The sequence below is a fragment of the Nereida ignava genome (assembly GCF_001049735.1).
GTDB lineage: Bacteria > Pseudomonadota > Alphaproteobacteria > Rhodobacterales > Rhodobacteraceae > Nereida > Nereida ignava.
Genome location: NZ_CVPC01000004.1, coordinates 74,559 through 88,282, shown reverse-complemented (window position 1 = coordinate 88,282; position 13,724 = coordinate 74,559). Strand labels below are relative to the sequence as shown.

Below are 13,724 nucleotides of genomic sequence, written 5' to 3'. Positions count from 1 at the left end.
CCTCGTGTTTGTTGATTTAACATTGGCCCAGCTCCTTCTTTTGGGGTTGGGCCTTTTGCTTTTTGTGGAGGGGCTGGTCTATGCGCTCTTTCCCAAAATAGTGGAGCAACTTTTAGAGGCGCTGCGCGACATGCCCCTTGAAGCACGCCGTTTGATTGGCCTTCTTTCCATGCTCAGTGGCCTTGGATTGTTGTGGTTTTTATCGTGACAATGGCGGATTTTGCGCGGCGTAAATCCGCGCAACAATAGTCACAGCACCGTTATATCCGGCCCAAAGACTTGGCCATTTGCACAAACGTCCCTACTTCTAAGTTCACAGCGGGAACGGTCCCCGCATTTGATGCAATCTGACCTATGCAAAACATGCAGTCGAACGAGGAGTTTACATTGCAGTATTTGGCGAAAAACCTTCCTAGCCGCAGACAGCCTGCCCGAAGTGCTGTCAAAGTAGCGACCCAACTAAAAATGTCCCTGCCGATGTTTGCTGTCGCCCTGACGGCATTGTTGGCGTTCTGCGCAATTGTGTTGGCATCGATGCCAGCAAATGCCCGCAGCGCCCCTGCAAGTTTTGCTGATTTGGCAGAGAAAATTAGCCCCGCAGTGGTCAACATCACCACGTCCACAGTTATCGCGGGCCGGACCGGTCCCCAAGGGATCGTACCTGAAGGCTCGCCTTTTGAAGAGTTCTTCAACAACCGCCCCCGCAATAACGGACCCCGCCGATCGTCTGCGTTGGGATCTGGCTTTGTGATTTCCGAGGACGGGTTCATTGTCACCAACAATCACGTCATTGAGGGTGCTGATGAAATCCAGATTGAATTTTTCCCCGGCGACGGCCAGCCGACCGAGTTGTTGAACGCAGAACTGATTGGGACAGATAAGAACACTGATATCGCCCTTCTGAAAGTTGATGCAGATACGCCACTGCGCCATGTGCCGTTTGGGGACAGCAACATCGCGCGTGTGGGTGATTGGGTGCTTGCGATGGGTAATCCGCTTGGGCAGGGGTTCTCGGTTTCTGCGGGCATTATTTCTGCGCGTAATCGTGCCCTTCAGGGAAGCTATGATGACTACATCCAGACAGATGCGGCGATCAACCGTGGCAATTCGGGCGGACCATTGTTCAATATGGACGGTGAAGTGATTGGCGTGAACACAGCGATCCTGTCGCCAAACGGTGGGTCAATCGGGATCGGTTTTGCGATGTCATCTGACGTTGTGACCCGCGTTGTGGCGCAACTGAAAGAATACGGCGAAACCCGTCGCGGTTGGTTGGGTGTGCGTATCCAAGACATCGCGCCTGATATGGTTTCGGCGATTGAAGGTCTTGAAAATGAGAAAGGGGCGCTTGTCACGGATGTGCCAGATGGCCCGGCTAAGAACGCGGGTATTCAAGCAGGCGACGTTATTCTGAATTTCGACGGTGATGAAGTTGAGGACACCCGTGGCCTTGTGCGCCGTGTGGGCAACACCGACGTGGACAAGACGGTCCGCGTGGTTGTGCTACGCGACGGCAGCCGTGAAACGCTGCGTGTCACTTTGGGCCGTCGTGAGGCGGCGGAAGCGGCTAGCGCATCTGGCGATGATACACCGCAAGAGCCAGACAGCTTGGACATTCTCGGCATGACTTTGTCAGAACTGAGCGATGATATGCGTCAAGAGCTTGGACTAAGTGAAGGTGCGGCGGGTCTGGCTGTCGTTGATCTTGATGAGGCGTCTGAGGCGTTTTCGAAGGGACTACGTGCGGGCGATGTGATCACCGAGGCTGGGCAAGAAAAGCTTGAGACTGTCGGTGATTTTGAAGACCGTGTTGCAGATGCACGCGATGCTGGGCGGACGTCACTACTGCTCCTCATCCGTCGTGATGGGCAGCCTCGCTTTTTGGCGTTGTCTCTAGACGACTAATCATCGCACGATGTGAAAAATTGAAAAGGCGCGTCAATTTCTGGCGCGCCTTTTTTATTGGTTTATGGATCACCGTAGTTCGCGTTTAATTGGGGCGAGCCCCAACTGCCGCGCGGCGGCGGTGGACAAAAGTGCGCTATCAAGGCCCTGCGCTTTTTGATAGCGCCGGATCGCCATGCGTGTCCTAAGATCCAGACTGCCTGTGATTGCGCCTGAGTAGATATCGCGTGCCGCTAAGGCGCGCTGGACTGAAGACACAAACGTCGGGGTTAGTTCGTCACTACACAACGCTTCAAACCATAACTCTTTGCGCTCTGTTACAATCCGCTGCAATGTTTCAGAGCGATACATGGGCGGTGACAGCACAGTTCCATCGCTGCTGAGCTGTGCGGGTTGCACCAGAACTTGCTGGGTCACTGTTTCCACCACAGCGGGGCTTACATCGCGGCCATAGCAAATCCCATCTTCGGCGTTGGGTGGCCCAATGCCAAACGCGGCGGTAGCTTGGTCTGCGCGAATAGGCTGTTCAACAGGCGTGCAGGCCGCAGAAATTGCAAGCACTCCAAGGCCCAGAATGTTAGGCAATTTGTTGAAGTGACAAAGACGCATTTGGGGTCCTGACGGCTAAATCCGAGATAAATCTTGGCACATGATAGGGTAATCTGCGGCCTCATCGCAAACCCTATGACCTTCGCTCTAGAAAAACCCTCAGCGCGCCGCTACATCTTACGCCAGATATTTAAACTGGAGGCCATCTCATGGCGAAAATTACCTATATTGAATTTGGCGGCACCGAGCATGTTGTCGAAGTTTCGAACGGCCTTACGGTTATGGAAGGTGCGCGTGACAACAACATTCCAGGCATCGAAGCGGATTGTGGTGGCGCGTGTGCGTGTTCAACTTGCCACGTTTATGTGGACCCTGCATGGGCTGATAAGTTGCCTGCTTTGGACGGGATGGAAGAAGATATGCTCGACTTTGCGTTTGAAGCAAAACCAGGTCAGTCGCGCTTGACCTGTCAGTTGAAAGTGACTGACGAGCTGGACGGGCTGATTGTCCGGATGCCTGAAAAGCAAGTTTAATGATTTGGCGCGCCGCTTGGTTGGTCGCGACGTTTATCTGCTTAGCGGGCAGTGGCGCGGCTCAGACAATCCAAGCGGCGCGCTTTACCGACCCCACAACACGCTACGCTCATGGGGTGCTTGGGGATGCGGTTGAATTCGGTGGCTTGCAGATCACCGTTCTATCGAGCAGCGGTAAGCGCCTGACACGCAGCATTACGTTACCCGTCAGTCACGTGTTTGAAGACATTGCCCCACGGCTTTGGGATGTAACCGGAGACGGCTTGCCCGAGGTTGTGGTGATTGAAACAGATGTCGCACTCGGTGCGGCGCTTGCGGTTTATGGCCCTGCTGGCAAACTGGCTGAGACGCCTCATATCGGGCGCACGAACAGGTGGCTTGCCCCAATTGGCGCGGCTGATTTGGACGACGACGGAATAATCGAGATTGCTTATATTGACCGCCCGCATTTGGCCAAAGAGCTGCGAGTTTGGTCTTTTGTGAACGGTGATCTTCGCCCGTTGGCGCGCGCGTCGGGTTTGACCAATCACCGCATCGGCGAAGACTTTATTTCCGGCGCGTTGATCCAGTGTAAGGGCATTCCTACGATCGTTACCGCCAACGCAGATTGGTCACGTCGCATGGGGACCGTGCTTCAGGCGGGCACGCTCGTTAGTCGTGATTTGGGCCCATTTGCTGGGCGCCAAAGTCTTGAAGGCTGTTAAATTATGATGCGCCTTAAAGGGCGCGCCAACCGATATCGCTCCGGCTGAACCCTTCAGGCCAATCGATTTTGTCCAGCATCGCGTAAGCCGCTTTGTGAGCCTCGGCCAATGTTGCGCCGCGCGCTGTGATGTTCAGCACCCGTCCACCGTTGGCGACAATCGCACCGTCTTTCTGTGCGGTTCCAGCGTGAAAACACATTTGCGTGCTGCTTTCAGGTAAGGCGTCTAGGCCGCGAATTTCTGTGCCTTTGGCATAATCGCCCGGATAGCCATTTGCGGCCATCACGATGGTCATTGCGTGGTCATTGGCCCAGTTGACCTGTGCTGACGAAAGCGTGCCATCAGCACAAGCCAGCATCAAATCCAGTGCTTGCGCCCCAAGGCGCATCATCAATACCTGACATTCCGGGTCGCCAAAGCGCGCATTATATTCCACCAATCGCGGCTGGCCGTCTTTAATCATCAGGCCCGCATAAAGTACCCCTTGGTAAGGCGTTCCGCGTCTCGCCATTTCGGCGACGCAGGGTTTGATGATCGTCTCCATCGCAAGCGCTTCAACAGATGCGGACAAAACAGGCGCTGGCGAGTAGGCGCCCATGCCGCCAGTGTTCGGGCCAGTATCCCCGTCGCCTACGCGCTTATGGTCCTGCGCAGTGCCCACGCTCAGCACGTTTTCCCCGTCACAAAGCACAAATAGAGAGCCTTCTTCGCCCTCCATGAATTCTTCGATCACGACCTCGGCACCAGCACCGCCAAATGCGCCACTGAACATATCATCAATCGCATCAAGGGCTTCGGCCTCGGTCATTGCGACAATCACGCCTTTACCTGCCGCAAGCCCATCAGCTTTGACCACGATAGGGGCACCATTCTCGCGGATGTAATCTTTGGCCGGTGCTGCGCTGTCAAAACGTGCATAGGCCGCGGTGGGTGCGTCACATGCATCGCATAGCTCTTTGGTAAAGGCTTTGGACGCTTCCAGCTTTGCCGCTTCTTGAGAGGGGCCAAAGGTCAAGATGCCCGCCGCGCGTAAGCTGTCACCCACACCCGCCGCAAGAGGGGCTTCGGGGCCGATGATGACAAAATCAACGCTGTGATCTGTGGCAAATTGCACAACCGACGGGCCGTCGTTGATATCAAAGTTGGCGCATTCGGCGATCTGTGCGATGCCGGCGTTGCCGGGGGCCACAATCAGGCGGTCACATTTGGGGTTTTGCTTTACAGCCCACGCCAACGCATGCTCACGTCCGCCGCTTCCCAGAATAAGAATGTTCATCGCGCAGTTCCCCTTGGCCTTGGTTTGCGTGCGTTCTAAGCTGGTGTGAAGTGATGCACAAGGAACGGCCTGTGATGGATTTGATCGACGACCCCCGTAGCGGTGAAAACGCACCAGAGTTTAGCGTTTCCGAAATTTCGGGCGCGGTCAAAAAGACGGTTGAGGGCGCGTTTGGGCATGTTCGCGTCAAAGGCGAGGTGGGCCGTGTGATGCATGCGCGCTCAGGACATCTTTATTTCGACATCAAAGATGACCGCGCCGTGCTTGGCTGCACCACTTGGAAAGCCCAAGTCGCGCGCCTGAATGTGATCCCCGAAGAGGGTATGGAAATTGTGGCCACTGGTCGGCTGACGACATTTCCGAACCAGTCAAAGTATCAGATGAACGTTCAAGACGTCAGCGTGGCCGGTGTTGGTGCGTTGATGGCCATGCTTGAAAAGCGCAAGACCAAGCTGGCCGCTGAGGGGCTTTTTGATCCCGCGCGCAAAAGCGATATTCCATTTTTGCCAGATGTTATCGGGGTTGTGACCTCGCCAACCGGTGCTGTCATCCGTGACATTCTGCACAGGTTGCGTGATCGTTTTCCACGCAAAGTGCTGGTCTGGCCTGTGGCCGTTCAGGGTGCGAATTGTGCTGCTGAAGTGACCCGTGCGATCGAGGGGTTCAACGCCATGACGCCTGGTGGCGCGCTTCCGCGGCCCGACGTTTTGATTGTCGCACGTGGTGGTGGCAGCATTGAGGACCTGTGGGGATTTAATGAGGAAAATGTGGCGCGCGCGGCTGCGGCCAGTGATATTCCTCTCATCTCTGCTGTTGGGCACGAAACTGACACGACATTGATCGATTATGTCTCGGACAGGCGCGCGCCCACGCCAACGGCGGCGGCGGAAATGGCGGTGCCTGTACGCCTTGATATGCTGGCCTTTGTAAACGAATGCGGCGGGCGTTTGTCACGCGGCCTTGCAAACGGGATGACGCGTCGTGCGGACCGCCTGCGTGATCTGGCCCGTGGTCTGCCGCGGCCCGAGCGGTTGACCGAAGACCAGCGCCAACGTTTGGATGCGGCCTCTGACAGATTGGATGGCGCGCTGAACCGTTTTGTCAGTACTAAACGGGTTGCTCTGGCTGATGTTGCTGGTGGCGTGCGCCCCACAGTGCTGAGCGCGCGGATCGGCGAAGCACGCAGGCGCACAGATGATCGCGCGCGCCAATTGGTGCCTGCGTTGACGCGTAAAACGGAACGCCGCCGCGAGGCATTGGCTGGCGTAAGTGCGCGTTTGCGCCCTGCGGTGGTTGCAAGTGAAATCACGCGCCAGCGCGAACGCACTGGGATGCTTGGCATCAAGATGAGCGGTGGGGCCACGCAACGCATCACAACTGCGCGTGCGACGCTTGATGGGCTTGAAAGACTGCGCAAAACATTGGGGTATGAGGCCACGTTGGAACGCGGCTTTGCTGTGGTGCGCAGCGCAGGTGCGGTCATTACGCAAGTGGATGATGCGCGCGCTTCTGACGCCTTGGAAATTCAGTTCAAAGATGGCCGCGTTTCCCTGGGGTCCGCCACGGGATCGCGGGGTGCGGAAGCGATTGTGAAAAAGCCATCTACTGCGCCCAAAAAACGGATCAAAAAGGATGACACCCCGCCTGAACAAGGCACGCTGCTTTAGGTGTGCATATTGCCGTGGTTGGTGCGCTCGCGGCGTTGGCTGTTGCTTTGACACGCTCCGCGTCCGCTTGGCCCTGCTAAATGTCGCTTTTGCCCCTGACCGCAGTTTGTGAACGGGGCTACAAGAAAATAGATTTTTCGGGGGATGCGCAAAATGGCATTGGACAGCAAGGATATGGACGCAGGCAAAGGCGTTTGGAAATCGGGCAAAGGCAGGGGCCGCCGCCACACCAAAGGCCGTCAGCTTGATGATGCTGCGTGGGGCGAAGTGCAAAGCCTGCTTGTCGGGAAATCCCGCGACCGTGATCTGTTGATCGAGCATTTACACTTGATCCAAGACAAATTCGGCTGCTTGTCCGCGGCGCACCTGCGTGCTTTGGCCGAGGAAATGCGTTTGTCCATGGCCGAGGTTTATGAGGTGGCGACGTTTTATGCCCACTTCGATGTTGTCAAAGAAGGCGAGACCCCGCCGCCTGCGCTGACCATCCGGGTGTGTGACAGTCTTTCGTGCGAGCTTGCAGGCGCCCAAGCGCTGCAAGATGCGTTGGAGAAGGGACTTAATGCCGATGAAGTTCGCGTGGTACGCGCCCCATGCATGGGGCGGTGTGATACGGCACCGGTACTTGAGCTGGGTCATAACCACATTGACCACGCTGATTTAGCCAAAGTCGAAGCTGCAATCGCGGCGGGTGACACACACGCCCATGTGCCTGATTATGAAGCGTTAGATGCCTATCGCGCCGCCGGTGGTTACGACAGCCTGACATCACTGCGCCAAAGTGGCGATTGGGAGGCGGTACAAGAAAAAGTGCTGTCTTCGGGTTTGCGCGGCTTGGGTGGTGCTGGTTTTCCGTCGGGCACAAAATGGGGTTTTGTGCGCGCAAACGCAGGACCTCGTTACTTGGCTGTAAATGGTGATGAGGGCGAACCCGGTACATTCAAAGACCGCTATTACCTTGAGAGTACACCGCATCTTTTCCTTGAGGGCATGTTGATCGCGGCTTGGGCTGTTGAGGCTGAGAAGGCGTTTATTTACATGCGTGACGAGTATCCTGCAGTGCTTGAAATATTGCGCCGTGAGATTGCGGCACTTGAGGATGCGGGTATCGTTGAGGCAGGCTATATTGACCTGCGCCGCGGTGCGGGGGCGTATATCTGCGGTGAGGAATCCGCGATGATTGAAAGCATCGAAGGCAAGCGCGGCATGCCACGGCACCGGCCTCCTTTTGTGGCTCAGGTTGGCATTTTTGGCCAGCCAACGCTGGTCCATAACGTCGAAACCCTGCATTGGGTCGCGCGCATCTGTCGTGAAGGCCCCGAGATTTTGAGCAGCGTTGAGAAGAATGGCCGCAAAGGGTTGCGCAGCTATTCTGTGTCGGGACGTGTGAAGAACGCGGGCGTTTATTTGCTGCCCGCTGGCTCTACAATCACGGATATCATTGAAGCGGCTGGCGGCATGGCAGACGGGCACGTTTTCAAAGCCTATCAACCGGGCGGGCCGTCTTCTGGGTTGTTGCCTGCTTCCATTCACGATGTGCCGCTTGATTTTGACACGTTGCAGCCGCTTGGCACTTTTATTGGCTCTGCTGCTGTGGTGGTGTTGTCAGATCAGGATCGTGCTCGTGATGCGGCGCTGAATATGCTGCGCTTTTTTGAAGATGAGTCCTGTGGTCAATGCACACCGTGCCGTGTGGGCTGCGAAAAGGCTGTAAAGCTGATGCAGGCCGATACGTGGGATCAGGGCCTTCTGACCGAGTTGAGCACCGCAATGGTCGATGCCTCAATTTGTGGTATGGGACAAGCGGCGCCAAACCCGATCAAATTGGTCATGGAACACTTCAAAGACGAAATCTGAGTACTTCTGTAGGGCCAGTGCGCAAAATTAATGCGCGTCTGGCCCTTGCGGTGCAACGGGCGTCTTTCAAAAGCGCTGCCAAAGGGTTAGATCACTAACTGAACCCTTTTCGGAGAGCCGATTTGTCTTTTTTCAATAAGCTGAAATCCAAGCTTTTTAAGTCTTCCTCCAAACTTGAGGAGGGGTTGGATGCGATTGTCGAGGATGGTGGCACGGTTGAAGAAGAACCGCAGTCCGAAGTAGCCGTTGCTGCAGAGGCTGTAGTTCAAGTCCGCGACGTGCTTGAAGCGGAACCGGTTAGTGAGCCAGAACAAGTAGGGTCAGAGCAATCTGCGCCGGATGAAGTTGTGCCAGATGAGGCCGTGCGGGATGAGGTGGAGTTCGTCAACGAACCTGTTGACGTAGCTGTCAAAATCGAAACTCGTGAGCCTGAGCCTGAGCCTGAGCCTGAGCCTGAGCCTGAGCCTGAGCCTGAGCCTGAGCCTGAGCCTGAGCCTGAGCCTGAGCCTGAGCCTGTTGCGGCGCCCAAGGCCGAAATACCTGCTGCCCCACAAGAAAAACCAAGCTTTTTGGGCCGTGTCTTTGGCCGAAGCGCCAAGCAAACTTCCGCACGCAAGCGTGTGCTCGACGACGATATGCTTGAACAGCTTGAGGAGTTATTGATTGCCTCAGATATGGGGGTTGATACGGCTCTGCGCGTCACCGCAAACATGGCGGAGGGCCGCATTGGTAAGCGCCTTTCGACCGCTGAGATCAAGTCCTTGCTGGCCGCTGAAGTGGCGCGGATCATGGAACCTGTCGCCAAACCCATGCCGCTTTATGCCAAAAAGCCCCAAGTGGTTCTGGTCGTCGGCGTAAACGGGTCTGGCAAAACCACGACGATCGGCAAGCTGGCGCTTCAGTTCAAAAATGCAGGTAAAAAAGTGGTCATCGCCGCCGGTGATACGTTTCGCGCCGCTGCCGTTGAGCAATTGCAGGTTTGGGGTGAACGGGCTGATGTGCCGGTTTTGATCGCACCCGAAGGGTCTGATCCGGCCTCGCTTGCGTTTGACGCAATGACCAAGGCCGAGGCCGATGGTGCTGATTTGTTGATGATTGATACTGCTGGTCGCTTGCAAAACCGCGCTGATTTGATGGAAGAGTTGTCAAAGATCGTGCGTGTCATTCGTAAGAAAGACCCTGATGCACCGCATAACACGGTGTTGGTGCTTGATGCGACCACGGGGCAAAATGCGGTGAACCAAGTAGAGATTTTCCAAAAACTTGCTGATGTATCCGGCCTTGTGATGACCAAACTGGACGGCACCGCAAAGGGTGGTGTTTTAGTCGCGCTTGCCGATAAATTTGGCTTGCCTATTCATGCGATTGGCGTTGGTGAACAAATTGATGATTTATCCCCGTTTGACCCCGAAGAATTTGCGGCGGCCTTGACCGGCGCGGATGTTTAGAAGCGAAAAATAAATATGAGTGAATGGTTGGTCTCGCTGGAGGGAACAGAAGCGGGGCATCAACTTGCGCTTGTTCTTGCGCTGTCTGCGGCGTTCTTGCACGCGGTCTTTGGAGCGTTGCAAAAAGGGCGCTTTGATCCATGGCTGTCGCGTGCGTCGATTGATGTCTGTTTAGTTGTTATTTCGCTGCCCGTCGCGCTGTTTTTGGTGCCGTGGCCCGAAGGTGGTGCGTGGTGGTTGATGGCCGGTGCAGTGGTGATCCACCTGATTTACAAAGTGCTTATCGCCATGGCCTACACACGCGGCGCCTACACGGTTGTCTACCCTGTGATGCGCGGCACGGGGCCGCTTTTTACTGTAATCGGCGCTTATTTGATCTTTGGTGAGGTCTTCACAATCGTTCAGTGGTTGGGTGTCTTCACACTTGTGGCCGGTATTTTTGGACTGGCTGCGTATAACTTTTTCCGGCTTGATAGTGGCCGCGATACGCTCATCCCTGCTTTGTGGTTTGCAGTCTGCACGGGGCTTTTTGTAGCGATCTATACAACTTATGATGCTTACGCGATCCGTGCATTGCCTGATCCGTTTACGTTTATCGCATGGTTTTTCCTGCTCACATCGATGGATTTTCCGCTGTTGATGCTGTGGCGCTACCGTAAAGGTGACTGGCCTGATGTGCGTGGTTTGATGGGGCGCTCGGTGATGGGGGCTTTTATTGCCTACGGCTCTTTTGGGGCGGTGATGTTGGCCACGCGCCTTGATAAAGTAGGCGAGGCGGCTGTGCTGCGCGAAACCTCAGCGGTTTTTGCGGCTTTCATTGGCTGGATATTTTTAAAAGAAACAGTCGGTCCAAGACGGATAGGCTTGATGGCGCTGATCGCGCTTGGTGCAGTTATTGTGGAAATGGGAGGCTAACAAATGGCCGGAAAACCAATCAATCCAATCGTGAAACAGGTGCTTGAGTTAGGGCCGACAATCGCGTTTTTCCTGATCTATCTTCGCATCAAAGACGACAGCTTTATGTTTGCGGGCACTGAATACTCAGGCTTTATCGTCTCCGCAGTGATTTTCATTCCAATCCTGCTGGCAGCGATGGGTGCGCTTTGGGTGCTGACAGGTGAGTTGAGCAAGATGCAGGTCTTCACCGCCTTCATGGTCATTTTCTTCGGCGGGCTGACAGCGTGGTTCAACAATGAGACCTTCTTCAAGATGAAGACGACCATTGTTTACGGTGTCTTTGCAGTGCTTCTGGGCGGCGGCCTTTTGCGTGGGCGCAGCCTGCTGGCTTATGTATTGGGTGATGCGATGCCAATGCGCCAAGAGGGCTGGATGATTTTGACCAAGCGGCTGACAGCGGCCTTTGTGCTTTTGGCAGTTGCGAATGAAGTTGTTTGGCGGACCATGTCCACGGACGCTTGGGTCAAGATCGAGACATTCGGGTTTCCGATTGCTCTGTTTGCGTTTCTTTGGGTGCAGATTATCTTACTGCAAAAGTATATGGACGAGCCAGATCAAACAGACTGAATGGCGCGCCCATATTTTTGAACGCGGCGGCCTACTTCGTTTTGAACAGCGCTTTTTGTGCGTCCTTGCTGGAATGATCCCCACGCTTTTCAGCCAGCAGCGCACGCCCCTCAATAACAGCAGGCCGTGCGCTGACGGTCTCAAGCCAGCGGCGTAAGTTGGGCTTATCATCCAGCGTTTGTTGCTGGCCTTCCCACAAAGACGCCCAACCCCAAATCGACATATCGGCGATTGAATAAAAATCCCCTGCCACAAATTCGTGTTTTGCCAACTGCCTGTCTAGCACCCCGTAAAGGCGTCCGGTTTCAGCACGGTAGCGGTCTTTGGCGTAAGGAATATCGTGGGGCGGATTCATCGCCGGGGCGTATTTTAGGAAGTGATGCGCCTGTCCGGCCATGGGGCCTAAGCCCCCCATTTGCCACATTAGCCACTGATCTACTGCGATGCGGTCACGCTCAGTCGGGCCGCCGAACTTGCCAGTCTTGCGCGCCAGATACTGCAAAATAGCACCGCTTTCAAAAATAGAAATCGGCGCACCGTCTGGTCCATCAGGATCGGTGATTGCGGGCATGCGGTTGTTGGGGGCAATTTGCAAAAAGGCGGGATCGAACTGATCGCCTTTGCCGATATTGATTTCATGCAGTTTGAACGGCAAGCCCATCTCTGCAAGTGCAATGCTGACTTTCCATCCGTTGGGGGTGGGCCAGTAGTACAGATCAATCATGGGCAAGCTCCTGTCATCACAATTTAGTAAGACAATGGCGGATTTGATGCATTGTGCAAGGGCCATGCTTGACGGCTCAAGCGGGCTTGGCATAGAACAGCCTCGTGGCGATTTGTTACCGGATTGCGGGCCACGTTAAATATGCCGCTAAAGAGGGTCAGGTGCCAGCGTTGCAACCCCGCCCTTGACCGGTGGGGTTTTTTATTTGGGCCACGGCCCACCGAAGGAAAATGACATGACAAAGAAACATCCTCGCACTGCCGCCGTTCACGCAGGCACCCGCCGCAGCCAATACGGCGAACTTTCAGAGGCGATGTTTTTGACCCAAGGGTTTGTCTACCCCACAGCCGAAGCGGCCGAGGCGCGCTTTGTCTCGCTTGGTGAGGACGAGTTCATCTATGCCCGCTATGGCAACCCAACCGTGCGGATGTTCGAAGAACGCATCGCGGCGATTGAGGGCACAGAAGATGCTTTTGCTACCGCCAGCGGCATGGCTGCGGTGAACGGCGCCGTGATGGCCGGTCTGAAAGCAGGCGATCACATCGTGGCCGCGCGTGCGTTGTTCGGGTCGTGTCTCTATATCCTTGACGATATTTTGCCGCGCTTTGGAGTTGAGGTCACGTTGATTGACGGCACTGACCTGAACGCATGGGAAGAGGCCCTGCGTCCGGATACCAAAATGGCCTTCTTTGAGACTGTCTCGAACCCTGCGCTGGAAGTGATCGACATTGCTGCGGTGTCCAAACTGGCCCACGCGGTGGGCGCCTATGTTGTGGTGGACAATGTGTTCTCAACGCCTGTCTTCTCTGACGCTGTGGCGCAGGGGGCAGACGTGGTGGTCTATTCCGCGACCAAACACATTGACGGGCAGGGCCGTGTTCTGGGGGGTGTCGTTCTGGGCAGTCGCGATTACATTCGCAAAACACTTGAGCCGTATCTAAAGCACACAGGCGGTGCGATGTCGCCGTTCAATGCGTGGACGCTGCTTAAAGGGCTTGAGACGATGGATCTGCGTGTACGCGCACAAACGCAAAGTGCTTTGGAAATTGCTAAGGTACTGGAAGGTGATGCGCGTCTGGAGCGGGTTATCTACCCTGGTTTGCCCAGTCATCCGCAGCATGACATTTGCATGAAACAGCTTGGCGCGGGTGGAACAGTTTTAGCCATTGATGTGCGGGGCGGCAAAGACGCTAGCTATGCGATGCTGAACGCGCTTGAAGTATTTACCATTTCAAACAACTTGGGCGATGCAAAATCAATCGTCACCCCACCTGCTTTCACGACGCATCAGCGTTTGCCCCAAGAGCAAAAAGACGCATTGGGCATCACTGAGGGGCTTGTTCGCATCTCGGTCGGGCTTGAACATACTGCCGATTTGATCGCTGATCTTGAACAGGCGTTGGCGCAAATTTAAGCGTCAGACTCCGCATTTAACTGATCTAAAGCCGTTTGTGTCACGTAATTGTTTGGTAATATGTGCTACGCCCCTTATGTCAGAGTGGTTCGCGTTGCCCGATAACCAACAAGGGGGAGGGACTTT

The 13,724-nt window shown here is 55.2% G+C and carries 13 protein-coding genes and 1 riboswitch; of the genes, 10 read left to right on the top strand and 3 right to left on the bottom strand.

What is annotated here, in order from left to right; all coding sequences use genetic code 11:
• The first annotated feature begins 4 nt into the window (after positions 1-4).
• Positions 5-208 (top strand): DUF2065 family protein, encoded by a 204-nt coding sequence (locus NIG5292_RS04295; protein WP_233488170.1) that lies wholly within the window; start codon positions 5-7, stop codon positions 206-208.
• A gap of 155 nt (positions 209-363) precedes the next feature.
• Complete coding sequence (locus tag NIG5292_RS04290; protein ID WP_082136630.1) at positions 364-1,905, top strand: Do family serine endopeptidase; 1,542 nt, start codon at positions 364-366, stop codon at positions 1,903-1,905.
• Positions 1,906-1,974: 69 nt separating this feature from the next.
• Here NIG5292_RS04290 and NIG5292_RS04285 read toward each other — a convergent pair whose 3' ends face one another.
• Entirely contained in the window at positions 1,975-2,514 is a 540-nt protein-coding gene (locus NIG5292_RS04285) for a peptidoglycan-binding domain-containing protein (protein WP_048598268.1), read from the bottom strand.
• Between the two features lie 149 nt (positions 2,515-2,663).
• Here NIG5292_RS04285 and NIG5292_RS04280 point away from each other — a divergent pair, with 149 nt between their 5' ends.
• Together NIG5292_RS04280 and NIG5292_RS04275 are read left to right on the top strand one after the other, a co-directional pair.
• The gene (locus tag NIG5292_RS04280) at positions 2,664-2,987 is read left to right on the top strand and encodes a 2Fe-2S iron-sulfur cluster-binding protein (RefSeq protein WP_048598267.1); all 324 of its coding nucleotides are present in this window, start codon (positions 2,664-2,666) and stop codon (positions 2,985-2,987) included.
• Entirely contained in the window at positions 2,987-3,691 is a 705-nt protein-coding gene (locus NIG5292_RS04275) for an FG-GAP repeat domain-containing protein (RefSeq protein ID WP_048598266.1), read from the top strand. Before NIG5292_RS04280 ends, NIG5292_RS04275 begins: the two co-directional genes overlap by 1 nt.
• A gap of 13 nt (positions 3,692-3,704) precedes the next feature.
• Here NIG5292_RS04275 and purD read toward each other — a convergent pair whose 3' ends face one another.
• A complete protein-coding gene (gene purD / locus NIG5292_RS04270; RefSeq protein WP_048598265.1) occupies positions 3,705-4,967 on the bottom strand; it encodes a phosphoribosylamine--glycine ligase in 1,263 nt (420 codons plus the stop codon).
• A gap of 74 nt (positions 4,968-5,041) precedes the next feature.
• Here purD and xseA point away from each other — a divergent pair, with 74 nt between their 5' ends.
• The 5 genes from xseA (at position 5,042) to NIG5292_RS04245 (ending at position 11,460) form a co-directional block, all read left to right on the top strand.
• The gene (gene xseA, locus NIG5292_RS04265; protein WP_048598264.1) at positions 5,042-6,634 is read left to right on the top strand and encodes an exodeoxyribonuclease VII large subunit; all 1,593 of its coding nucleotides are present in this window, start codon (positions 5,042-5,044) and stop codon (positions 6,632-6,634) included.
• A 153-nt stretch (positions 6,635-6,787) separates the two neighbouring features.
• Positions 6,788-8,488: an NAD(P)H-dependent oxidoreductase subunit E gene (locus NIG5292_RS04260; protein WP_048598335.1), complete on the top strand. Its 1,701-nt coding sequence runs from the start codon at positions 6,788-6,790 to the stop codon at positions 8,486-8,488.
• 122 nt (positions 8,489-8,610) lie between these two features.
• Positions 8,611-9,936, top strand: a complete 1,326-nt coding sequence (gene ftsY / locus NIG5292_RS04255; RefSeq protein WP_048598263.1) for a signal recognition particle-docking protein FtsY — start codon at positions 8,611-8,613, stop codon at positions 9,934-9,936.
• 15 nt (positions 9,937-9,951) lie between these two features.
• Positions 9,952-10,851, top strand: coding sequence for an EamA family transporter (locus tag NIG5292_RS04250; protein ID WP_048598262.1), 900 nt, complete (start codon positions 9,952-9,954; stop codon positions 10,849-10,851).
• Positions 10,852-10,854: 3 nt separating this feature from the next.
• A complete protein-coding gene (locus NIG5292_RS04245; protein ID WP_048598261.1) occupies positions 10,855-11,460 on the top strand; it encodes an inner membrane-spanning protein YciB in 606 nt (201 codons plus the stop codon).
• Positions 11,461-11,491: 31 nt separating this feature from the next.
• On the opposite strand, the gene NIG5292_RS04240 is transcribed toward NIG5292_RS04245, so the two are convergent.
• A complete protein-coding gene (locus tag NIG5292_RS04240; protein WP_048598334.1) occupies positions 11,492-12,184 on the bottom strand; it encodes a glutathione S-transferase N-terminal domain-containing protein in 693 nt (230 codons plus the stop codon).
• Between the two features lie 94 nt (positions 12,185-12,278).
• A riboswitch (SAM riboswitch) is annotated at positions 12,279-12,356 on the top strand.
• Between the two features lie 63 nt (positions 12,357-12,419).
• Here NIG5292_RS04240 and metZ point away from each other — a divergent pair.
• Positions 12,420-13,598, top strand: coding sequence for an O-succinylhomoserine sulfhydrylase (gene metZ / locus NIG5292_RS04235; RefSeq protein ID WP_048598260.1), 1,179 nt, complete (start codon positions 12,420-12,422; stop codon positions 13,596-13,598).
• The last annotated feature ends 126 nt before the right edge of the window (positions 13,599-13,724 follow it).

Bases quoted from the DNA above. Each gene is read 5' to 3' on its own strand.
- NIG5292_RS04290 (WP_082136630.1), top strand. From the start codon at position 364: ATGCAGTCGAACGAGGAGTTTACATTGCAGTATTTGGCGAAAAACCTT.
- NIG5292_RS04285 (WP_048598268.1), bottom strand. From the start codon at position 2,514: ATGCGTCTTTGTCACTTCAACAAATTGCCTAACATTCTGGGCCTTGGA.
- NIG5292_RS04280 (WP_048598267.1), top strand. From the start codon at position 2,664: ATGGCGAAAATTACCTATATTGAATTTGGCGGCACCGAGCATGTTGTC.
- NIG5292_RS04275 (WP_048598266.1), top strand. From the start codon at position 2,987: ATGATTTGGCGCGCCGCTTGGTTGGTCGCGACGTTTATCTGCTTAGCG.
- purD (WP_048598265.1), bottom strand. From the start codon at position 4,967: ATGAACATTCTTATTCTGGGAAGCGGCGGACGTGAGCATGCGTTGGCG.
- xseA (WP_048598264.1), top strand. From the start codon at position 5,042: ATGGATTTGATCGACGACCCCCGTAGCGGTGAAAACGCACCAGAGTTT.
- NIG5292_RS04260 (WP_048598335.1), top strand. From the start codon at position 6,788: ATGGCATTGGACAGCAAGGATATGGACGCAGGCAAAGGCGTTTGGAAA.
- NIG5292_RS04250 (WP_048598262.1), top strand. From the start codon at position 9,952: ATGAGTGAATGGTTGGTCTCGCTGGAGGGAACAGAAGCGGGGCATCAA.
- NIG5292_RS04245 (WP_048598261.1), top strand. From the start codon at position 10,855: ATGGCCGGAAAACCAATCAATCCAATCGTGAAACAGGTGCTTGAGTTA.
- NIG5292_RS04240 (WP_048598334.1), bottom strand. From the start codon at position 12,184: ATGATTGATCTGTACTACTGGCCCACCCCCAACGGATGGAAAGTCAGC.
- metZ (WP_048598260.1), top strand. From the start codon at position 12,420: ATGACAAAGAAACATCCTCGCACTGCCGCCGTTCACGCAGGCACCCGC.